Origin of the sequence: Corallococcus exercitus (genome assembly GCF_042231735.1) — a bacterium.
GTDB classification, from domain to species: domain Bacteria; phylum Myxococcota; class Myxococcia; order Myxococcales; family Myxococcaceae; genus Corallococcus; species Corallococcus exercitus_B.
Window position 1 is genome coordinate 7,357,023 of sequence record NZ_CP102577.1, and the last position, 23,350, is coordinate 7,380,372.

Sequence of the window (23,350 nt, forward strand, 5' to 3'; positions counted from 1 at the left end):
GGAGTCTCTCAGAAGCTGCCGGTGAGCTGGAGGTTGAAGGTGCGGCCGTACTGGGGCACGGGACCGGCGGACACGTCGTCGCTCACGACGAAGGCGTAGCGCGTGTCCAGCAGGTTGTTCACACCCGCGAAGTAGCGCAGCCGGCCGTAGTCCCCGGACACGCCGAAGCCCACGAGCAGCGCCTCCCCGCTGTCCGCGCCCGCGATGCCGGGCACCCGCGCGCTCTGGTACGTGGCCTGCGTGGCGATGCGCATGTCGCCGTTGCCCACGGGCAACAGGAAGCGCCCGGAGGCCAGGTGCGCGGGCGCGGCCTCCACCACGTCCTGCGAGGCGTTGCGCAGCGTCACGTAGGAGTAGCTCAGGTCCACCAGCAGCCAGCGGCCCGGCTGCCAGTGCAGCCCGGCCTCCGCGCCCCACGCGAGCGTCTCGCCGGAGTTGTTCGCGTACACCAGGCACTGCGTGGGTGCGCTCTGCGTGCCGCACGCCGGCGTGGCGGCGGACTCGGAGGTGAGCGTGATGAGCTGGGAGATGCGGTTGTGGTAGCCGGCGACCGTCACGCGCAGCTCGTGCGACAGGTCGTGCGAGTGCTCCACCTCGAAGGTGGTGATGGTCTCCGGCTCCAGCTGCTCCGCGGGGCGCTGGGTGAGGAAGTTGTCCTGGTAGAACAGCTCGTAGACGTTGGGGGCGCGGAACGCGCGGCCGATGACGAGCTTGGTGAGGCCCTTCTCATACGGCCGGCCGATGACCGCGAGCCGCGGCGTGAGCGGCAGCGTGTCCAGGTCGGAGTACTTGTCCACGCGGAGGCCCAGCGACAGGCTCAGGCGCGGGTGCAGGCGCCACTCGTCCAGCGCGTACACGGACACGAGCGAGCGCGTGCGCGTGTCCAGCGGTGCGTCCACCGCGGGGCCCACGCTCTTCTGGTCCACGCGCAGCTGGGCCTGGCCCTCCACGCCCACGGTGAGGCGGTTGTCGTCGGACAGGCCGGCCAGCAGGCGCGCCTCGGCGGTGAGCCAGTCCGCCGCGCCGGAGTCGGTGTTCGTCGCCGTGCTGTCGCCGCCGTAGTTCCAGTGGCCCTTGTAGCGGCTCAGGTCCAGGGCGCCGCGCAGGGACAGCACGAAGCGCTCGGACAGGGGGCGCTCGTACTTCGCCTCGGCGAAGCCGCGCACGTCCTGCACGCGCGTGCCCTGCGCGCCCACCACCGTGCCGTAGGGCGCGGTGGGCACGTCCTTGCTGCGCCCGTGCAGCTGGGCCACCAGCGACAGGTTGCCCAGGCGCGCGCGCACGGAACCGGTGCCGGCCTGCTCGCCGTCCAGGCCGGTGACGATGGGGCCCGGGTCGCCCAGGCGGGTGGTGTCCGCGCCGTGGGACTTCATGCCCGCGAGGCTGAAGAGGACGGAGCGCTTCGGGTCCTCCCACGACGTGGTGGCGTGCACGAGCGTGGAGCCCATCGCGCCCACCGCACCGGTGATCTCCAGCCGCCGGTCCAGGCCCAGCGACTCGCGCGGCACCACGTTGATGACGCCGAAGAACGCGCCCGTGCCGTACAGCGCGCTGCCGGGGCCGCGCACGACCTCGATGCGCTCCACCTCCTCCAGGTCCACGCTGAGGTCGTGCGCCGCGTAGCCCTGGCCGGCCCACACGTCGTTCATCGCGTGGCCGTCCCAGAGGATGAGGATGCGCGTGTTGAGGTCCCCCGGCGGTGAGAAGCCGCGCACGCCCAGGTAGGTGTACGTCCGGTCGTCGGTGAGGAAGAAGCCGCGCACGCCCGCCAGCGCTTGCGCCAGGGTGCGCCACCCGAACGCGCGCAGCTCCTCCGGCGTGAGGACGGTGGTGGAGGCGGGGGCCTCGTCCACGGACAAGAGGCGCTTGGACGCGGCGCGCACCGGGGGCGGCTCGTAGCGCAGGGTGGCGTGGACCTTCACCTCCTGGTCGGGGATGACGGTGACCTTCTGGCGCACGGGGCGCACGTCGCGGCTCTCCACCTCCAGCACGTGCTCGCCCTCCGGGAGGGTGACGACGGTGGGGGTGAAGCCCGCGGGCCGGCCGTCCACGCGCACGGTGGCGCCGTCGTGGTTGGCGGTGACGACGACGCGGCCGCTGGGCGCCGTCTGGGCATTCAGCGTGACGGCGAGCGGCAGGGTGCCCTCGGAGGGCACGTCGATGACGTACTGGCCGGGCGCGTGGCCCGCGGCGCGCACGTGCAGCACGCGCTGGCCCGGGGACAGGCGCAGCTTCACGGGGATGCGGCCCAGGACGGGGCCGGTGGGGCTGTCGCGCACCTCCGCGCCCTCGGGGGTGCCGGTGACGTCCACCACGCCGGTGATGAGCGCCAGGTCCAGGTCCACGGGCACCTCCCGGCCCCGGGTGAGGGTGACGGTGGTCTCGGTGGGGCGGTAGCCGGACTTCTGGACCAGGACCTTGTGCCGGCCCGGCGACAGCGCGAGCGTCTGCGGCGAGCGGCCCCGGCTGCCCAGGTCCGCGCGGTCGACGAAGACGTCCGCGCCCCGGGGGTTGGTGGTGACGCGCACCAGGGCGACCTTGGGGCGCAGCCGCTCCAGGGAGCGGGAGACCTCGGACGCGTCCTCGGCCGGCAGGTCCTCGCCGAGCAGGTCGTTGTAGTAGCGGTACGCCTCGTTGAACTTGCCCAGGGCCTCGAAGCAGCGCGCGATGTTGAAGAGGACGTTGCGGTTGGGGACCAGCCGGTAGCTGGTGAAGTACGAGCGCAGCGCCTCGGTGTAGTTGCCGTGCGAGTACGCGTCGTTGCCCAGCTCGAAGGCGATGTCCGCCTCATCCGCGTTGTTGTCCGCGAGCGCGGGACCGGCGGCGGTGAGGAGCCAGAGGGACAGCAGCCAGGGGCCGAGGGCGGACGCACGCATGAGGACGCCCTGCATTCTTCCCCCGATACGGTGTCAGGTCCATGACGGTTGGCTGCCCGGGAGGGCACCGCACCCCCTGCATGGGTCAGCGGGCGAGCGCCGCCGCCAGCCGCCGGGCCGCGGCCTCCAGCGTTTCCGGCGGGAGGTGCTCCGCCGGGGCCGCGTCGAAAGCCCCCCGACCCCGGAGGTGGGACGGCGTGTCCGCGAAGCGCGGCACGAGGTGCAGGTGGAAGTGGCGGAGCACGTCGCCAATGGCGAAGGCGTACACGTGCTCGGCGCCCAGCACCTCGCGCTGGGCGCGCATCACCCGGGCGGCGAACGGGCCCAGCTCCCGCGAGGCCCCCTCGTCCAGGTCATACCAGCCGCGCACATGCTGATCGCTGGTGAGCACCACCCACCCCGGCAGGGGGCTGGGGGATGCCACCCCGTGGAGGACCAGCCCGGGCGCCCGGGCGAGCACGCCACCCGGTGGGTGGACCTCCCCGTGAACGATGGCGCAGCCCAGGCAGGGGTCGTTGACGTCTGACATGGCGAGTCATCCTCTTTCAGTGGGCTTGGGTAGATTTCACCCCACCTTGACGGCGTGTGCCCGGGTCAGGGAGTGTCCGATTTCCGCCCTTTGGGAGCAGCTGGGGCGTGAAAATTCCGTCATAAATTCAAGGTGGGGACGATGAAGAAGCATGTGCTGATGGCCGTGTTGCCGCTGATGGTTTGGGGGTGCGGTGACGCCACGGACGCGGACAACGATGGTGTCGCGGACGGCATCCGGGATCCGAACAACGTGTCGGTGGTGGTGCCTTCCACGCCGAAGGGCACGGTGTCGGGCCAGGTGCTGGGCACGAACCTGGCGCCGCTCGCGGACGTCACGGTCGCGATGACGATTGGCAGCCAGCCGACGGGCAAGTCGGCGACGACGGACGCCAGCGGCAACTTCGTGATGTCGGACGTGCCGGCGGGCGCGCAGGTGCTGCTGACGTTCAGCAAGACCGGCTATGCGACGCTGCGCGCGGCCTCCACGGTGCCGTCGTCCGCGGGCACGGTTCCCATCAACAACGGCAACGCGAGCTTCGGTCCGGTGACGCTGGCGCAGCTGAACGGCTCGCTGATCGTCAACGTGGTGACGCCGCAGGGCCGTCCCGCGGTGGGCGCGAAGGGCACGCTGGAAGTGGACCACGCAGGCTCGGTCATCCTGAGCAACGACGGGGTCAGCTCCGTGGTGAGCAAGGTCTACGTGGAGGCCACGGCGGACGCCAATGGCGTCCTGACCTTCAGCGGCATCCCCGCCGGCGTGGAGCTGGCGCGGCTGAACGGCAGCTACAACCTCTGGATCGCGCCGATGGACTCCAACGGCGACGGGGTGGTGGACACGGGCGGCTACGTGAAGAGCTACTCGGGTGGCACCATCGTGGGGACCCAGACCACGACGCTCGCGCAGCTGGCCTACTCGAAGCCGTCGAACGTGGCGCTCAACATCGAGGGCGGCAACGTGTCCAGCCTGAAGGGCGCCACGGAGCTGGATCCGATCCGGAACATGGTGCGTCCGGGCGAGCCCATCTACGTGTACTTCAACCAGCCGGTGCAGCCGGGCTCGCTGCTCGTGCGCCTGACGGACGAGTACGCGAAGGAGTCGCTGCCGGTGACGGCCTCGGTGAACGTCGGTGGCTACTCGGCGACCATCACCCCGGCCAACGGCATCGTGCAGGAGGGCAAGGAGTACAACATCTTCGTGCGCGCCGTGTCCGCCGAGGGTGGCAGCAACTACAGCCGCACCGGCTTCTTCTTCGGCGGCGACCAGTACGCTCCGAAGGCCGTGACCATCGCGGAGCTCCGGTACCAGGAGCAGGAGCGGCCGCCGGCGGTTGGCGCGTTCCAGCTCAATTCTGGTGAGACCGTGTACGTGTCCTTCAGCGCGCCCATCGCGAAGCAGGTCGGCCAGTCCGTCCAGGTCCTCTTGGGTGCCGACATCGACGGCGTTGGCGGCACGGGGGGCAACTCCGTCGGTGAGATTGGCAACAACAGTGGCCAGGGCTTCCCCCTGGAGATGGCCGAGCCGACGAAGCCCATCCAGACGCGCACGCCGGCCGAGCTGCCGGTGTTTGGCATCCAGGCGTCCGGGTACAGCACCCGCTATTCCTTCATCTACAGCGGCAACCCCCTCGTCGGCGTGGACCGGCTTCGTGTCCAGGTGGTGTTCAGCAACCTGGCGCCCGTCCTGGGCACCAACGACACCTACGAGTCCATCTGGGGCCAGCCGATCAACGCGGACCTGGAGCTGACGGGCATCATCCAGCAGCCCCCGCCGCCCCTGCCCTAGTCCTTGAGCCCGACTGCATCATCCTGATGTAGGAGGTTGAATCCTCCTGATGCCCCCGTGAAGCCCATGCTTCGCGGGGGCGTCTTCGTTTCAAGCTGTCTCCGAGGTGGGATCCTCCCGTCTTGAATGGAGACCTGTCTCAGCGTCGCCAGTCGCGCAACATCCCGAGGAGGCATACGGATCGGGTCTGCTTCCGGATGGACTCCTTCTTGCTCAGCCGCGTCACCATGAAAAATCTCAGCTTCATCTGGATGGCGATGCTGCTCATGCCCGCGGCATGCATCGAGATTCCTGACCTCGCCGTCCCTCCCGAGACGCCTCCAGGCAGTGATGCAGGAACGGGTTCGCAGCAGGAGCCGATTGGCCTCCAATGGGTGTCACCCATGGAAGGGGCACCTGTTGGAAGCACCGCGAGGCTCCAGGTTCAACTGACGGGGGCCGCTCCAGACCGTGTGGAACTGCTCGTGGATGGCACCGCGGTCGCCAACTTGGAAGCGCCGTTCGTCCTGGACTGGGAAACGCAATCCATTTCAGAGGGACCGCATGCGTTCGTCATCCGCGCTCTTCGAGAGAAACAGGAGTTCTTGAGCGCCCCGCGCCAGTTGGTGGTGGACCGGACGAAGCCCCGCGTGATTGCCCAGGTGCCCGCGAATGACGACTCCGCAGTTTCGGTCTCGGCGCCCGTTGAAGCCACTTTCTCGGAGCCGTTGGATGCGAGCACTGTGAATGGACAGGCGATCCAACTGCTGACGGAGTCCGGGCACTTGGAGGCAACCGTCCTTCTTTCGGGCGATGGACGGACCTTGACGTTGAGCCCGACCTCGCCACTGCCGGTCAATCAGCGGGTCCGGGTGGTGATTGCGGACACGGTCGTGGATCTCGCTGGAAACAAGCCTGGAGCAGCGGACCGGGACTGGTCTTGGTTCGTGCCTGCGTATCTCCACCTGGGGGCTCCTCTCACGGCATCTCCCGGTGAGGCCTATATTGAGAGCACTTCAGTCGGAATGGGAGCGGACCTGCATCCCATTGTCGCCTGGGCGGGGGGCGCAGAAGAGACACTCAAGGTTCATGTCTGGCGTTGGAGGGAGGCCTCATGGGAGGTCATGGGGACGCCGATGAGCTCAGGTAGGGCCGTCAATGCCACTCAGTGCACGCTCCAGGTGGATGCGGACGGAAGTCCAACAGTCGCATGGTTCGAGGCCATGGCCGCCAATGACCTCAAGTGGTTCGTCCAGCGCTGGAACGGGCAGTCTTTCGAACCCGTTGGCGCCGCGTTGACGCCCGTCACGCAGACGACTTATGTGCCGGATTGGCGGTTTGCTCAGGGCCCCCACCCGTATCTCACCCTCGCAACCCATGAGACCGGCTCGGGGTGGCATCGCATCTACATCCGCCAATGGCGTAACGGAGCCTGGGGGCAGTTGGGCGCCGCCATCGAGCTGCGCGCTAACTCAATTGTGGACTCCTTCTTCATGGATGTGGATGGCAGGGGATATCCATTCATGGTGCTGAGGGAGCAGATCCCTGGAGGGGGAGCAACATCGAACACCGCGGTGCTGTGGACAGGAACCGCCTGGCAGGACGTAGGCGCCACCTTGTCTGGCCTTCCGACGGCACTGTCGTTCGACGCCAGCAATGCTCCGCTGGTGGCGACATTGGATACGCTCACGGGAAAACCAAGGATTCTCCTGCAGAAGTGGACGGGAAGCGCCTGGGTGCCGTGGGGTGGAGCGTTGGATGCTCTGTCGGGCGTGGACAGCACGACCGTGAGAGCGGTGAAGCTGGACACCCAGGGGCGCCCAGTCGTGGCGCTCTCCGGTCTGGTGGGGACGGACGCCAACAGGTCTGGTAAGGGACAGGCGCTCCGGTGGAACGGGGCTCAATGGGAAGCGCTTGGCGGGATCTTGAATCCGTCGCCCGGCATGATCCCCTACAGCCGCCCACTGCTCGAAATGGTCGCGGACGACGAGCCGCTCCTCACATGGATTGAAGGGCCTGCTCCTCTGTCCTCGGTGGGAGCGAAAGTCCACGTCTACCGCCTCAACCAGTAACCCCCACCCCCAGTCCCTCCGCCCACCTACAGTGTCGTCCACTGTCCCCCTGTCGCTCAGCGGACAACGGACCTACCCTGGGAGCCGTCCAGGGAAATCTTGCGAGAACGGGCGCTTTTTCGTGGACGTGTTTAGATTCGTCCCGCCCCTCCCCTGCATGCGAGGCCTCTGCTCCATGAAGAACGCGGTCCTGACATCTCCAGAGGGTGAGCCAACCGCGAGCGGTGGGCCCGCTCCCGTGAACTCCGCCAAGCAGCGCGTCCTCGTCGTCGACGACTTCGACGACGCGCGCGAAATGTACGCCGAATACCTGGAGTTCTGCGGGTTTGAGGTGGACACCGCCAAGAACGGCCTGGAGGCCGTGGAGAAGGCCCAGGAGGGGGAGCCGGACATCATCCTCATGGACCTGTCCCTCCCCGTCATGGATGGCTGGGAGGCAACGCGGCGCATCAAGCAGGACACCCGCACCCGCGACATCCCCGTGATGGCCCTCACCGGCCACGTGCTCGCCGGCAACGCCGAGCACGCCCTCTCCGTGGGCGCGGACGAGTTCGTCGCCAAGCCCTGTCTGCCCCAGGACCTGGAGAACAAGATCCGCAACATGCTCAAGCCCAGCAAGGCGAAGCCCCGCTCGGGTCAGGAGTAACCCCAGGCCCCACCCGGGAGTGTCCATGGATGGACACTCGGGTGCGGCACCCTGCGCCGGGCCGGGCTCCCGCGGGCCCCCCGGTTGACCCCTGGACGCGGGAAACGTAGGCAACCCTGGTGGGCTCTCCCGCCTCGTCCCCTCCAGCCGATGCGTGGACTCCTCCCGAGGAGTTCGACGAGTACCGCATCGTGCGGCCGCTCGGACGGGGGCGCACGGGCCGGGTGTACCTGGCGCACGACACGCTCCTGGAGCGCCCCGTCGCGGTGAAGTTCATCCCGTCGCTGGGCTCCAACGCGCTGGCGCGCTTCCTCGTGGAGGCCCGCGCCGCCGCTCGCATCCAGCACCCCAACGTCGTCACCCTGTACCGGGTGGGGCAGCTGGAGGATCAGCCGTACCTCATCTCGGAGTTCATCCGGGGCGTCAGCCTGGACCGGCTGGCCCGGCCCGTGCCCTGGGAGCGCGCGCTGGGCATCGGGCGGGACCTGGCCCGGGGGCTGGGCGCCGCCCACCGCCGGGGCGTGCTCCACCGCGACATCAAGCCCGGCAACGCCGTGCTCACGGAGAGCGGCGAGGTGAAGCTGCTCGACTTCGGGCTGGCCAAGCTGCTCGATCGCGCCGAGTCCGGTGAGTCCACCCCGCCGCGCGCGCCCCTGCCGCCGCCGGAGCTGCCCGCGGACTGGGACCCGGAGTCCAGCCCCGCCCTGGGCGCCCGCTCGCTGGACGGCGTCTTCCTGCCGTCCCTGCCGCGCGGCGCGCTGGTGGGCACCCCCTACTACATGTCTCCGGAGGCCTGGGCGGGCGAGGAGCTCACCGCACGCAGCGACGTGTACTCGCTGGGCGTCGTGCTCTACGAGCTGTGCGCGGGCCGGGGCCCCTTCCGTGACGTGCCCTGGCGCGAGCTGTCCGAAGCAGTGCGCACCCGCGACGTGCGCCCCCTGCTGGAGGTGGCCCCGTCGGTGGACCCGGGGTTCGCCGCCGCCATCGACAAGTGCCTCAAGCGCGACCCGGCCCAGCGCCACGCGTCCGCCGCGCAGCTGCTCGACGCGCTGGAGGCGCTGACGCGCGAGGAGACGCCGGTCTCCGTGCCGGAGGGCAATCCCTACCGCGGCCTCCAGGCCTTCGAGGCCGAGCACCGCGCCCTCTTCTTCGGCCGCCGCCGCGAGCAGCGCTCCGTGCTGGAGCGGCTCAAGGCGGAGGCCTTCCTGCTGATGACGGGCGACTCCGGCGTGGGCAAGTCGTCCCTGTGCCTCGCGGGCATCCTCCCCGCCGTGGCGGACGGCGCGCTGGAGGACGGCCGGCGCTGGCGCACCGCGCGGCTCGTGCCCGGACGCAGGCCCGTGTCCGCGCTGGCCGTGGCGCTCGCGCCGGTGCTGGAGGTGGACGAGGAGCCGCTCGCGGAGACGCTGCGCCAGGACCCCACGTCGCTCGGCCGCAGGCTGCGCGCGAAGCTGGGCACGCAGGGCGGGCTGCTCGTCTACATGGACCAACTGGAGGAGCTGGTGACGCTGGCCCCGCCGGAGGAGGCCGCGCTCGCGGGCGCCGCGCTGGGGTCGCTCACCGAGGCGGCCGGGGGCCTGCGGCTGCTCGCCACCGGACGCAGCGACTTCCTCACCCGCCTCACCGCCGTGCCCGGCCTGGGCCCGGAGGTGCCGCACGCGCTGTACCTCCTGCGCGCGCTCACCCCGGAGGAGACGCGCGAGGCCATCGTGGGCCCGGCCCGCGTGAAGGGCGTGCGCTTCGAGTCCGAGGCCGTGGTGGACGCGCTCGTCGCCTCCACGGCGGCCTCCGACGGCGGCCTGCCGCTGCTCCAGTTCGCGCTGGCGGAGCTGTGGGACGCGCGTGACGAGTCGCGTGGCGTGATGACCCAGGCGGCGCTGGACTCGCTGGGGGGCGTGTCCGGCGCGCTCGCCCGCCATGCCGACGCCGCGGTGGCCCGCCTGCTGCCGGACCAGCGCTCGGCGGCGCGCGGGGTGATGCTGCGCCTGGTGACGGCGGACGGCACCCGCGCGCGCAAGACGGACCGCGAGCTCGTGGGCGACGACCCGCGCTACCGCGCCGCGCTGGAGGCCCTGGTGCGCGCGCGCCTGCTCGTGGCGCGCGAAGGGGAGGGCGGCACCGCGTACGAGCTGGCCCACGAAGCGCTCCTCACCGGCTGGGCCACGCTGGCCCGCTGGCTGGTGGAGGCGGGCGAGCGCCGCGAGGTGCAGGCCCGGCTGGAGGCCGCCGCCGCGCAGTGGGAGCGCCTGGGCCACGCGCGTGAGTCGCTCTGGGGCCCGCGCCAGCTGGCGGAGGCGGAGCTGCTGGAGCCGTCCGAGCTCACCCAGCGCGAGCAGTCCTTCCTCAGCACGTCCCGCCGCACCGGCGTGCGCAGCCGGCGCCTGAAGCTGGGCCTGGTGCTGGGCTTCCTCGTGTCGCTGGGGCTCGTGTACACGGGCCTCCAGTGGCGCGAGCGCCACGTCCTCAACGCGCGCGTGCGCGGCGAGCTGGCCGCGGCCGGCTCGGAGCTGGCCGCCGTGCGCCGGGAACGCGACGCGCTCCAGGCCGAGCGCGCGGAGGCCTTCCGGCTCTACGACACCGGCCACAAGGCGGACGGCGACCGGGCCTGGGCGAAGGTGGCCGGGCACGGGGCCCAGCTCTCCCACCACTTCGACGCCGTGGCGGACCGGCTGGAGCGCGCGCTGGCGCTGGCCCCCACGCGAACCGACGTGCGCGACGCGCTGGCGGACTTCCTCTACGAGCGCGCCCTGTGGGCCGAAGGCGAGCGCGAGCCCGTGCTGCCCGCGCTGCTCCAGCGCCTGCGCCTCTACGACGTCGACGGCGAGCGCTGGAGCCGCTGGAACACGCCCGCGCGCCTGTCCCTCCAGGTGGACGCGCCAGGTGCCTCCGCGGAGCTGCGCCCCGTGTCGCGCGAGGCGGGGGGGCCCGAGGCCGTGGGCGAGCCCCTGCCTTCCCCGGGCGCGCTGCCCTGGACCGACGTCACCGTGCCTCCGGGGGCCTATCAGCTCACCGTGCGCGCGCCGGGCCACGAGGACTCCGTGCAGCCGCTGCTGCTGACGCGCGGGGAGTCGCGGCGCGTCGTCCTGCCGCTCGTCCGCGCGGGCTCGCTCCCGCCGGGGTTCGCCTACGTGCCGCCGGGCGACGTGCGCTTCGGCAGCGCCGCCGAGTCCAGCGTGCGCGACTTCCTCAACGCCACCCCGCTGCACACGGTGCCCGTGCAGGGCTTCCTCATCGCCCGGCACGAGACGACGTACGCGGACTGGCTGGAGTACCTGGCGGCGCTCCCCCCCGAGGAGCGCGCCGCGCGCCAGCCCCGCGTGGGCACGGGCGGCTACGCCGGGGGCCTGTCGCTGGAGCCGGACGGCAATGGCTGGCGGCTGCGCTTCCAGCCCGGCGGCGTGCGCTACACGGCGCGGACGGGCGAGCCCGTGCGGTACGCCCGGCGCTCCCAGCGCACGGAGCAGGACTGGCGCCAGTTCCCCGTGAGCGGCATCCACTTCGCGGACGCGGAGGCCTACGTGACGTGGCTGTCCACGTCCGGGCGGGTGCCGGGGGCGCGGCTGTGCTCGGAGCTGGAGTGGGAGCGGGCCGCGCGCGGCGTGGACGGCCGCGAGTACCCCCACGGCCACCGGCTGGGCCCGGACGAGGCCAACGTGGACGTCACCTACGGCAAGGACCCGGGCGGCTTCGGCCCGGACGTCGTGGGCAGCCACCCCGCGTCCCGCAGCCCCTTCGGCGCGGACGACATGGCGGGCAACGTGTGGGAGTGGACGCGCTCGTGGCTGGAGCCCGGCCGCCCGGTGGCCCGGGGGGGCAGCTTCGCCTTCAACGTGACGAGCGCGCGGTCCTCCAACCGCGAGCTGCCGGAGCCCTCGCTGCGCGACGTCACGGTGGGCCTGCGCGTGTGCGCGGACGCGCCCGTGTCCGGCGGCTGAGCACCACCGGACACTGGAACCCCCCGGGAACCGCGGGGCTCGCCCCGGGGTCGCTCCCAACTGGAAGCAACCGGACGCTGCAAGTGCCCGGACGGGCCTGGCGCGGTTGCCGCTCTCGTCCCCCGGACTGACCTTGTGACCTGCAAGACGGTGCGGGTCGGGGTCGGGGAAGGGAAGGGGCATCCAGATGAGGACGTTGCAGCGAGTGGTCGCGGCGTGTTTCGCCGTCGTGGCGGTGGGCTGTGGCACGGAATCGCCGGAGCTTGACGCTCCCTCCCTGCGCACGCAGGTAGCGGAGGTCGTGTCTCCCAACGGGCGCAACCTCAATGGACGCAACCTCAATGGACGCAACCTGAACAACACCGAGCTGGGCGGCATGCTGGTGTCCGTGGCGTACGCGGGCGCCCACTCCGCCGCCGGCAAGCCGCTGAGCAACGTGCGGCTGCAGGGCTCGGCCTTCGTCGGCCTGGACGGCACCACCACCGTGACGGGCCTGGACTTCACCGGGGCGCGCTTCGTCGGCAAGCTGGGCGACGGAAGCACCCTGCCCCTGCGCGTGGACGGCATCACCCAGGGCAGCGGCGTCGACAGCGACCTGTGGTCCTACCAGGTCTCCTACCAGGGCTCCGACGGCAGCTGGCGCTCCGTGTGCCAGGACGCCAACGGCGGGGCGCTCTCCGCCATCGCCGTGGCCGGCCGCTGGAACTACCTCCAGGGCGTGGCGGGCGGCGGTGAGAAGATTGAGGACGCCACCGCCTTCACCTTCGCCTGCGAGGGCGCCGCCATCGCGAAGTGCATGCACTTTGGTTACAAGCCCTGGGCCACCGCCGCCAACGGCGAGAGCCTCGCGGGCCACCACCAGGCCTGCACCCGCATGGTGCGCGCGGACTTCTGCGGCGACGGTGAGTCGCACACCACCGATGGCCAGTGGGTCAACCTCTACGACGGCGTGGGCGTCCAGACCGACACCGAGTCCTGGAGCACGGAGGCCGAGTGGAACGAGGCCGGCGCCCGCTGCTTCACCTCGGAGACCCGCGCCCACGCGCCCGTGACGTGCTCGGGCTTCAACCCCATCCCGGACTGCGGCAGCACCAGCCACTTCCAGTCCGGCACCCGCCTCATCAGCGAGTCGCCCTACGGCGTCAGCGGGTTGTAACCAGACAGGTTACGGCAAGCCCAGACTTGTAACGGTTTAGGTTACAAAGTCCGCAAGTCGATAATTGTCAGTCTTTCATGTTATGAGAACGCCCTGTTCGCCTCCGTGTCGCAAGGACCGGAGGGGGATGGGGCGTTCTTCCGCATTCACGGAGGGGGATGGGACCCGGGTGTCCGGGGTCCCGCGGACGGTGAGGGGGAGGGTGCCCCATCGCGCGGCTGTCGTCGCGGTACCCCCGTCGTGAGTGGAGCACACCCCATGAAGCCTGAGCTGTCTTTGCTGTGGAAGCACTCCGGGAAGCTGGGACGGCGCCTGCCGTTCGCGCTCCTGGCCTCGTCGCTGGTGGTGGGCTGTGGCCAGCCCGCCGGAACGTCCGAGACCCCCGCGCCTTCCGCGCCCCAGGCGGAGTCCTCCGCCCAGGCCGTGGACCCGTCCGGCAACCTGGAGGCGGCGCTCGGCTCGACCCTGCAGGCCCTGGAGGGGGACGCGGCGCGCCCCGTGGTGGAGTCCCTGGTCGCCATTCCGCAGGCCGCGGTCAGCAGGACCACGGCGACGGTGTTCCAGCTGAAGCTGGACGTGAAGCGCACGGAGAACGAGGCGTTCCGCGGCGGGACGCTGACGATGGCGGACGGCGCGCAGCAGCTCGTGTTCCGCGACAACGGGCAGTCTGGCGACGCGGTGGCGGGAGACCTGCTCTTCACCGCCTCCGGCACGTTCGACTTCGTGGCGCTCCAGGCGGAGCAGCAGCGCATTGCCCAGGCGCAGTCCCAGTCACAGACGCAGCTGACGACGGCCGTGTTCGAGAACCGGCGGCTGGTGCGCACCGTGCCGGTGACGGCGCTGAACCCGCAGTTCCCGGTGGGCCAGCCCGTGCCCATCCAGCCCATCGGCCTGGCGTCGCTGGTGGACCCGGCGCGCTCGCTCATCATCCGGGCGCCCTCCGTCGTGAACGACTCCACGCGCACGTATGATCCGTGCACCGGCACGGGCAACCCGAACGGGAAGTGGACGTTCAACTACCTGATGACGGAGATGGCCAACCAGCCCTTCACGGGCGTGGCCCCCTCCACCTTCGTGCGCGAGTGGCTGCGGCAGTGGGAGCAGCCGCGCACCATCAACGGCTTCGTGAACCCGCCGCGCACGTCCATCGCGGGGAACCTCATCGGCCCCTGGCCGAAGCTGTCCTCCGGCGAGCTGAACCTGGCGAAGTCGCCGTTCAAGCTCATCGCCATCGTGAACCGGCTGGACCTGGCGGGCAGCAACCCGGCCTACGGCTCCGGCAGCGCGGGTGAGGGCCGCTTCATCTTCGCCGCCACCACGGGCTCGGGGGCCTCCTGCTACACGGTGCCCTTCCTGGTCATCCTGGAGTACGGGGTGGACAAGAACGGCTGCACGGCCATCAAGACCTACGCGCAGCAGTGGCAGGCCCTGTCCGGGCTGCCGCTGGGCAGCGCGTCGTACAACGCGGCGCTGGAGGCCCTGACGGAGCAGTTCGCCAAGCGCGACCTGTCCCCGCGCAAGCCCAACCGCAGCTCCATCAACCAGGTGCGCACCAACGAGGAATGGCTGGCCCAGCCCTGGGAGCTGCGCGAGTTCCGCCTCTGGAACAGCACCATCAACCCGAACTCGTTCTCCACCACGCCGCCGCCCATTGTCGGCCTGCTCAACAGCCACACCGTGGCCCAGACGCCGGACCGCGCCACGCGGAACACGCTGTTCCCGTCCTACGTGAACGCCAACACGGGCCCCATCGTCGCGGGCACGTACTCCGTCCCGCTGCCGTGGGGCGGTGGCCCGTTCCGCGGAGGCCGCTCCGTCGTGACGAACCCCATGGCCATCCCGCCGTTCTGGAGCCAGCCCGCGTCCGTCATCCCCAACCGCCAGGCGCGGCATGTCTTCTCGCTCAACACCTGCGACGGCTGCCACGGCGACGAGCTGGGCACGAACTTCACCCACGTGAGCTGGACCGGCGCGCTGTCGCCGTTCCTCAGCGGCGCGCTCACCGTGCCAGACCGCGCGGACGGGACCCCCACGCGCACCTTCAACGAGGTGCTGGCGCGCCAGACGTTCCTGGATCAGCTCGCCAACCAGAGCTGCCTCACGGCGTCGTTCGTGACGGCTCCTCCGAGCGTCCACTGAGCGAGCGTCCACCGAGCCTCCCTCCGGTGTGAGGGCTTCGCGGCCTCCGTCCCATGCGCCTGGGACGGAGGCCGTCGTCGTTCAGGACTTCGTTCGCCCGGCCCCCCGGCTGCCAGGGGGACGGGCCCGGGGTGTTGTCCAGGTTCACGGACCGTGGTGGCACGACTTCCCCGGGCGGGGGGGCGGCACCACGTTTACCCGGCTCCGGGGGACGCCCCTGGGTTGGACCGGGGCAGGCATCGGGGGCCGTGGAGGCAGGCCGTGGGACGCACCGAAACGACAACGGGACGTCGCGCCCAGCGCAGGGGTGTGCGGCTGGGAGCCCTGCTGGCCGTCGTCTGGCTGGCCGGCGCCTGCGGACAGCGCTCCGAGGACGCCGTCGCACCCACCGCGCCCACGGTGGTGTCGCTGGGGCCGGAGAACGTGGTGCGCGTGGAGCCCATGCGGCTGGAGAGCGGCCCCGTCATCTCCGGGTCGCTGCAGGCGCGGCGGCTGGCCAGCGTCCGCGCGGAGGTGGGCGGCAGCATCCTGGACGTGAAGGCGGACCAGGGCCAGGCGGTGAAGGAGGGGGAGATCCTGGCGCGCGTGGAGGAGCGCACGCTGCGCGAGCAGGTGCTGGCGGCCAGCTCCACCCTTCGCGTGGCGCGCAATGCCTTGCAGGTGGCGAAGGCGGATGAGCAGCGCAATCAACTCCTCGTCAAGCAGGGCGTCATCACCCGCCGCGACTTCGAGCGCGCGCAGCTGGCGCGGACGCAGGCGGAGGGCCAGCTGGCGGAGGCGCAGGCGCGGCTGAAGCTGGCGCAGGACCAGCTGGCGCGCACGAAGGTGACCGCGCCCTTCTCGGGCGTGGTGAGCGAGCGGCAGGTGAACGCGGGCGACATCGTCCAGCCGGGCGCGCCGCTCTTCACGGTGGTGGACCCCGCCACGCTGCGGCTGGAGGCCTCCGTGCCCGCGGCGCAGCTCTCCCAGGTGAAGGTGGGCACGGCGGTGGACTTCCGCGTCAACGGCTACGCGGACCAGGCCTTCAAGGGCGAGGTGGAGCGCATCAACCCTGCGGTGGATCCCGCCACGGGCCAGGTGCGCATCTACGTGAGCATCCCCAACAGCGAGCAGACGCTCCTGTCCGGCCTGTTCGCGCAAGGGCGCGTGGCGTCCCAGGCGAAGGACGCGCTGGCCGTGCCGGTGGACGCGCTGGACACGCGCCAGGAGCCGCCCACCGTGCAGCGCATCGCCAACGGCAAGGTGGAGCAGGTGGCGGTGACGCTGGGCCTGCGGGACGAGGTGGCGCAGACCGTGGAGGTTCGCTCGGGGTTGAAGGCCGGGGACGTGGTGCTGCTGGGCTCCGCGCGCGACCTGACGAACGGCACGCCGGTGAAGCTCACCGCCGCGCCGGAAGGGCCGAAGAAGCACCGCCCCGCCTCTCTACCGGCGGCCCAGCAGGGGGTGGGCGGCGCGGGCAGCGCGTCCGGCGGCAGCGGCCCCGCGCAGGCGCCGGCGGCGGCCGGAGTTCCCACGCAGCCAGCCCAGGCTCCCGCGAAGTAGCGCCGGGCGTCTCCACTTCTTGAAGAAGCACCGCAGGAGTCGTCCGTGTTCATCTCCGACTTCGCCATCAAGCGCCCCATCATCACCATCACGGCGATGGTGGCGCTCGTCGTGTTCGGCATCGTCGCGCTGTTCAACCTGGAGACGGACGAGTTCCCGGACGTTCAGCAGCCGGTCATCAACGTCACCATCGCGTACCCAGGCGCCTCACCGGACACGGTGGAGCGCGAAATCGTGGAGCCCATCGAAGACGCCATCTTCGCCATCTCCGGCGTGGACGGGAAGAAGACGACGTCCAGCTCCACGGACAGCCTGGCGAACTTCACGGTCTTCTTCGACTTCGAAAAGGATATCCAGGAGGCGTCGCAGGACATCCGCGACGCCATCTCCAGCAAGCGCGCGGACCTGCCGCAGGAGATGGAGGAGCCCATCCTCACGCGCTTCGACCCGGCGGACCAACCCATCGTGTCGCTGGTGCTGACGTCGAAAGCGCTGGACGTGCCCGCGCTGACGCTCATCGCGGACCCCCTGGTGGTGGGGGATTTGCGCTCGGTGCCCGGCGTGGCGCAGGCCACGGTGGTGGGCGGCGTGGACCGGGAGATGACGGTGCAGGTGCGGCCCGCGGCGCTCCAGGCGGCGGGCCTGTCGGTGGCGCAGGTGGTGGCGGCGCTCCAGGCGCAGAACCTGGCGGCGCCGGTGGGCCGGCTCAACACGGAGCTGCAGGAGCGCACCATCCGCCTCAAGGGCCGCCTGGAGACGCCGGAGGACTTCGCGCAGGTGCCCATCGCGGAGAGAGGCGGGCGCACGCTGCGGCTGGGCGAGGTGGCGGACGTGTTCGCCGGCACCGAGGAGCCGCGCACCCTGTCGCTCTACAACGGCGCGCAGGCGGTGGGCATCGAGGTCATCAAGGCCAAGGGCTACAGCACCACGGAGGTCGCGGACGGCGTGCGCGAGCGGGTGAAGATGCTCCAGCAGCGGCTGCCCGCCAACGCGAAGCTGGAGATCGTCCGCGACGCGGGCACGCGCGTGGAGAACTCCGTCGTCAACGTGCAGCAGGCGCTGATTGAAGGCGCGCTGCTCACGGTGCTGGTGGTGTTCCTGTTCCTCAACTCGTGGCGCTCCACGGTGATTACCGGCCTGGCGCTGCCCGTGTCCGTGCTGGCGTCGTTCGTGAGCGTGTGGGCGTTCGGCTTCACGCTCAACACGATGTCGCTGCTGGGCCTGACGCTGGCCATCGGCATCCTCATCGACGACGCCATCGTGGTGCGCGAGAACATCGTGCGGCACGTGGAGATGGGCAAGGACCACTACACGGCGTCGCGCGAGGGCACGAGCGAGATTGGCCTCGCGGTGGCGGCGACGACGTTCTCCATCGTGGCGGTGTTCGTCCCGGTGGCGTTCATGTACGGCGTGGCGGGACAGTGGTTCAAGCCGTTCGCGCTCACCATCGCGTGCTCGGTGCTGGTGTCGCTGTTCGTGAGCTTCTCGCTGGACCCCATGCTCAGCGCGTACTGGCCCGACCCGCAGGTGGAGAAGGGCCAGCGGCGCAACTTCATCTCGCGCGGGTTGGAGCGCTTCAACCACTGGTTCGACCGGCAGGCGGACCGCTACAAGGGCGTCATCGCGTGGGCGTTGGATCACCGGCTCGCGATGGTGCTGCTGGCGGTGGGGTCGCTGGTGGGCGCGGTGGCGCTGCAGGGCGTCTTTGGCGGCGCGGGCTTCGTGCCGGTGAGCGACCGCGCGGAGATTGAGATGCTGGTGGAGACGCCCGCCGGCTCCAGCCTGGACTACACGCGGCGCAAGGTGGAGGAGGTGTCCCGCCTCACGCGCCAGCACCCGGAGGTCGCGTACACGTACACGACCATCGGTGTGCCGCTGCCGTTGCGCTCGCCGGGCGTGGACCAGGCGCTGGTGTACGTGCGGCTCAAGCCGAAGACGGAGCGCAAGGCGAGCCAGGAGGTGCTGGGCAAGACGCTGCGCGAGGAGCTGCTCGCGGTGGGCGGCGCGAACGTGTCGGTGTTCACCAGCGGCTTCGGCGGCGCCATCAAGTCCATCCAGCTGGAGCTGCGCGGGCCGGAGTCCAAGGGGCTCAACCAGTTCGCGCAGCAGGTGATGAAGGAGGTCAAGCAGGTGCCGGGCGCGGTGGACGTGGGGCTGTCCACGCGTGGTGAGAAGCCGGAGCTGGAGGTGGAGCTCAACCGCGGTGTCGCCGGTCAGCTCAACGTGACGGTGGGGCAGGTGGCGCAGTCGCTGCGGCCGGCCTTCGCGGGCCTGGACTCCGGCGACTGGGTGGACCCCATTGGTGAGACGCGCGACGTGATGGTGCGCCTGGCGCCCCAGTTCCGTGAGAACCCGTCCGACCTGGCGCAGCTGCCGCTGGTGGTGGGCTCCACCGCCACGGGTACTCCGGTGGTGGTGCCGCTGGGACAGGTGGCGACGGTGACGCAGACCGTGGGCCCGGCGCAGATTGATCACCTGAACCGCGAGAAGGTCATCAACGTGCAGGCGAACGTGGCGGGGCGGTCGCTGTCGGAGGTGATGAACGACATCCAGACGCGGCTCGAGGCGGTGAAGGTGCCGCCGGGCTACGAGGTGTCCACGGGCGGCGAGTCCGCGGACCAGCAGGAGGTGTTCGGCCGGGTGTTCCTGGCGCTGGGCGTGGCGGTGATGCTGATGTACCTCATCCTCGTCATCCAATTCGGCTCGTTCGTGGATCCGCTGGCCATCCTGGTGTCGCTGCCGCTGTCGCTCATCGGCGTGGTGCTGGCGCTGGTGGTGACGGGGGACACGCTCAACATCATGAGCCTCATCGGCGTCATCCTGCTGATGGGCATCGTCGCGAAGAACGCCATCCTGCTCATCGACTTCGCCAAGTGGCAGCACGAGAAGGGCATGCCCTTGCGCGAGGCCTTGATTGAAGCGGGGCGCATCCGCTTGCGGCCCATCATGATGACGACGCTGGCGCTCATCGCGGGCATGGTGCCGGTGGCGCTGGGACACGGCGAGGGCGGCGACTTCCGGGCGCCGCTGGGCCGCGCGGTGATTGGCGGCGTCATCACGTCCACGCTGCTCACGCTGCTGGTGATACCCACGGTGTATGAAATCCTCACGGACGCCCGCGCGTGGATGACCGGCAAGCTGCGCCGGGTGTTCAAGGCGAACGGGCAGGCACACGGGCCGGCGCATGGCGGCGGTGAGCCCCGGCCGCAGCCGCAGGCACGGCAGGACTGACGCGGGAGGGAAGCTCGCGTCGCCCTCAAGGAACGGTTGGCGCATGGGGCCTGGGGCCATAGGGTCGGGAGCGTGGAGCTCCTGTCGCCGCTGCCCGATTCGCACCGCTCGCTCGTCACCGAAGCCCTGGAAGCACTGGGCGTCACCCGCTGGGTCCTGAGCATCCATGACCCCAGCTTCCCGGGCCTCCCCGGAGAGGACCTGGGGCGGGGCTCGCCGTACTCCGAGGGCGCCGCGCGCTTCCTCGCCTTCGCCCGGGACCTGGGCTTCACCGGCATCCAGCTGGGACCGCAGGGACAGACCACCTCGCACAACCCGTCGCCGTATGACGGCACGTTGTTCTCACGCAATACGCTGAACGTGGCGCTCGCACCGCTCATGGATCCACAAGGGCCGTGGGGCGCGCTGCTGTCCTCCGACACGCTGGCCCGGCTCGCCTCCGAAGTGCCCACGGACGGTGGACCGGAGGCGCGCTACCAGTCCGCGTGCCGGGGCCAGGCCCTGGCGCTCCAGGCGGCCTGGGACACCTTCCGCCGCACCCGGGAGCCCGGGCTCGTCCAGCGCTTCGAGGACTTCCGCGTGGAGCACCGGGAGTGGCTGGAGCGGGACGCGCTCTTCGATGTGCTCGCCACGCGGCACCACACGCCGGATGACTGGCGCGGTTGGGCGGATTCGCTGGAGGGGCGCCTGTTCGCGCCGCGTCCCGAAGAGGTGACTCTGGCGGAGGCGCGCATCCGGGAGTTGCTCAGCGTCGAAGCCGAGGCGGTGGAGCAGTACGCCTTCCGTCAGTTCCTCGTGCATGAACAGCATGGACTCCTGCGCGAGCGCGTGGGGGCGTGGGGCCTCAAGCTGTACGGGGACCTCCAGATTGGCTTCTCGCCCCGGGACACGTGGGCGCGGCAGGGGCTGTTCCTGCGCGACTACCTGATGGGCGCGCCGCCCAGCCGCACCAACCCGGAGGGGCAGCCGTGGAACTACCCGGTGCTGGACCCCGCGCAGTACGTCGCGCCGGACGGCTCCGGCCCCGGGCCGGTGCTGCGCTACATGGACTCGCGGCTGGGCAAGATGCTGTCCGAGTACGACGGGCTGCGCATCGATCATCCGCACGGGCTCGTGTGTCCGTGGGTGTACCGCGGGGGTTCGGCGGATCCGATTCGCGCGGTGCAGGGTGGGGCGCGGCTGTTCTCCTCGCCGGACCTGCCGGACCACCCGGAGCTGGCGCGGTACGCCATCGTGGCTCCGGAACAGCTGGACCGCCTGGTGTCGCGTCACGCGGATGGTTGGGTGAAGTGGCTCACGGAAGAGCAGGTGGGGCGCTACGCCATCCTGTTCGACTCGGTGGTGCGCACGGCGCGGGAGCGCGGCCGGGCCCGCGAGGACGTGCTGTGCGAGGTGCTGAGCACGCTGCCCCATGAGCTCTCGCGGGTGATGGCCCGCGATGGCCTGGGCCGCTTCCGCGTCACGCAGAAGGCGGACCTCCAGAACCCGGCGGACGTGTACCGCAGTGAGAACGTGGCCCCCGAGGACTGGGTGATGGTGGGCAACCACGACACGAAGTCGCTCTGGCGGCTCGTCTCTGAATGGCAGTGGAAGCACGCGCTGCGCGCCCAGGCGGACTACCTCGCCTGGCGGCTGCACCCCGAAGTGGAAGGGCGTGAGGACTTCGCGCGTGAGCTGGCGCGGGACCCGGGGTTGCTGGCGCAGGCGAAGTTCGCGGACCTGTTCGCCAGCCGTGCGCGCAGCGTGATGGTGTTCTTCGCGGACCTGCTGGGCATGCCCGACACGTACAACGCCCCGGGCTCCGTGGACGCGCGCAACTGGTCGCTGCGCATCCCGCGGGACTGGGCCGCGCAGTATCAGCAGAGGCTGCGCGCGGGCGCCGCGCTCAACCTGCCGCGGGTGCTGGCCATGGCGCTGCGCGCGGGCGGAGCCGAGTCAGGGGCCCGTCACGCGGAGTTGCTGACGCGGCTGGACGCCGCCGCTGCCCGCCTGCGAAGCGGGACGTGATGAGCTGCACCTTCCGCGCCAGGGCATAGCGAGCTTCTGGTGGCGACGGCCCGTCCGGGCGTATCGCTCGAACCTGTCCGACAGTCGGACAGGTTTTGAACCTCCGGGGCCCGGGGCTGCCGCCGCGTCCGCACGGCGGAAACCGGTCGGACAGGTTCTGGATCCCGTACCTGGGACGGCCGCCGTGTCCTCGCGGCCGAAACCTGTCGGACAGCCGGACAGGTTCTGGAAACGCGTGCCTGGGGAGGGTCGCCGCGTCCGTGCTTTGGAAACCTGTCCGACTGTCGGACAGGTTTTGGAAAACCGGCATGGAGAGCCGGGGCCTCGTGCTCAGGCGATGCGTCGCATGTCGAAGCGGGACTGCAGGCTCCACTGGCCGGCGCTGTCCTGCACCTCCCCTCGCCAGGTGAAGCGGTCCGGCCCGATGTCGGAGAAGCTCCAGCGAATGGGCTTCCCGGCGTGCTCACCCAGCAGGACGAGCCGGTCCCCTTCGCGGCCCCCGTCGAGCCGGTTGATGGCGCCGCCCGTGGGGCTCACCCAGACGATGCGCCACTTCCCACTGTTTCGCTCGAACGAGCGCACCGTGGTGCCGTAGCGCTTGTTCGCGCCCGGCGCAGGCTGCGCGGCGGCACGCCTCGACGGCACGATGAAGACGTCCTGCAGGGCCCTGCCGTCCAGCACCCAGTGGAACCACCACTCGCCGTCGCTCTGGCGGACGGTCCCGTCCGGGTCGTGGTCCTGGATGGTCCCCGCCCAGCCTCCCACCAGCCACCCGAAGGTGGCCGCCGCATCCCCCAGCTCCCCCGAAGGACCCGGGCTCACCAGCGCGTCCACGAACTCCTGGGTGACGGACGCCGGTGCGGCGGGGCCTCCCGCCAGCCTGCGCCAGATGCCGGCGTATTCGATGGGCAGCCCGTCCGCGTCCACGTCCAGCATCGCGGTGAAGGCGCTCTCCAGGCTCTCGTAGCGGTAGCGCGCGGGGCCCACGCGCGCATAGCCCTGCCGCGCGGGCACCACCTCCAGCGAGGGAAACCGCACCCACGCCGCGCGGATCTCCGCGGAGGTGCCTTCGTGAAGCCGCAGCCGGTTGATGGGCAGGGCGTTGGTGGAGGGGCTCAGGCCCAGGTCCACGTCCATGCATCCCTCCAGCTCCGCCGCCGCGGCCCCGTCCTTCCGCCAGCGGCCCTCGCCGTCATGCTCCAGCGTGAGCGTCCGCCGCTCGCCGCGCCAGGCCTGCGTCACGCTCACCCGGCGCGTGCGCCACGCATCGTCACAGACCACCGAGTACTCCGCCCGCAGCGGCGCGCCCTGCTCGGCGACGAGGATGACGCCGGAGAACTCGGTGCCCTCCGGGCCGCGCCGCACCTGTGCATGCTCGAACCCCAGCTCATCCATCACGCGGCGCCAGAGGAGCTCCCGCGTGACTGTCTTTGCTTCCGTTGCCATGATTCGC

The 23,350-nt window shown here is 70.9% G+C and carries 12 protein-coding genes; 9 read left to right on the forward strand and 3 right to left on the reverse strand.

The features are described from left to right. Positions 1-8: 8 nt before the first annotated feature. Positions 9-2,876 carry a TonB-dependent receptor domain-containing protein gene (locus NR792_RS29590; RefSeq protein ID WP_375756054.1) on the reverse strand — a complete coding sequence of 956 codons (2,868 nt, stop codon included), beginning with the start codon at positions 2,874-2,876 and terminating at the stop codon, positions 9-11. 85 nt (positions 2,877-2,961) lie between these two features. Next, positions 2,962-3,405: an HIT family protein gene (locus NR792_RS29595; protein WP_375756055.1), complete on the reverse strand. Its 444-nt coding sequence runs from the start codon at positions 3,403-3,405 to the stop codon at positions 2,962-2,964. Positions 3,406-3,546: 141 nt separating this feature from the next. Here NR792_RS29595 and NR792_RS29600 point away from each other — a divergent pair, with 141 nt between their 5' ends. From NR792_RS29600 to NR792_RS29640, 9 genes are all read left to right on the forward strand, one after another. Next, positions 3,547-5,190, forward strand: coding sequence for a carboxypeptidase-like regulatory domain-containing protein (locus NR792_RS29600; RefSeq protein WP_375756056.1), 1,644 nt, complete (start codon positions 3,547-3,549; stop codon positions 5,188-5,190). 197 nt (positions 5,191-5,387) lie between these two features. Further along, entirely contained in the window at positions 5,388-7,241 is a 1,854-nt protein-coding gene (locus NR792_RS29605) for an Ig-like domain-containing protein (RefSeq protein WP_375756057.1), read from the forward strand. Between the two features lie 175 nt (positions 7,242-7,416). After that, positions 7,417-7,887 (forward strand): response regulator, encoded by a 471-nt coding sequence (locus NR792_RS29610; protein ID WP_014393311.1) that lies wholly within the window; start codon positions 7,417-7,419, stop codon positions 7,885-7,887. A gap of 119 nt (positions 7,888-8,006) precedes the next feature. Further along, positions 8,007-11,822 (forward strand): SUMF1/EgtB/PvdO family nonheme iron enzyme, encoded by a 3,816-nt coding sequence (locus tag NR792_RS29615; protein WP_375756058.1) that lies wholly within the window; start codon positions 8,007-8,009, stop codon positions 11,820-11,822. 187 nt (positions 11,823-12,009) lie between these two features. Beyond that, the gene (locus tag NR792_RS29620) at positions 12,010-12,978 is read left to right on the forward strand and encodes an ADYC domain-containing protein (protein WP_375756059.1); all 969 of its coding nucleotides are present in this window, start codon (positions 12,010-12,012) and stop codon (positions 12,976-12,978) included. A 258-nt stretch (positions 12,979-13,236) separates the two neighbouring features. Next, on the forward strand, positions 13,237-15,117 hold the full coding sequence (locus NR792_RS29625) for a hypothetical protein (RefSeq protein ID WP_375756060.1): 1,881 nt from the start codon (positions 13,237-13,239) through the stop codon (positions 15,115-15,117). Between the two features lie 261 nt (positions 15,118-15,378). Beyond that, positions 15,379-16,659 (forward strand): efflux RND transporter periplasmic adaptor subunit, encoded by a 1,281-nt coding sequence (locus tag NR792_RS29630; protein WP_375756061.1) that lies wholly within the window; start codon positions 15,379-15,381, stop codon positions 16,657-16,659. Positions 16,660-16,704: 45 nt separating this feature from the next. Next, on the forward strand, positions 16,705-19,890 hold the full coding sequence (locus NR792_RS29635; protein ID WP_375756062.1) for an efflux RND transporter permease subunit: 3,186 nt from the start codon (positions 16,705-16,707) through the stop codon (positions 19,888-19,890). 72 nt (positions 19,891-19,962) lie between these two features. Then, complete coding sequence (locus tag NR792_RS29640; protein WP_375756063.1) at positions 19,963-21,897, forward strand: 4-alpha-glucanotransferase; 1,935 nt, start codon at positions 19,963-19,965, stop codon at positions 21,895-21,897. A gap of 330 nt (positions 21,898-22,227) precedes the next feature. Here the strand turns inward: NR792_RS29640 and NR792_RS29645 are convergent, their stop codons facing one another. Then, a complete protein-coding gene (locus NR792_RS29645; RefSeq protein WP_375756064.1) occupies positions 22,228-23,343 on the reverse strand; it encodes a putative glycolipid-binding domain-containing protein in 1,116 nt (371 codons plus the stop codon). Between the last annotated feature and the right edge of the window lie 7 nt (positions 23,344-23,350).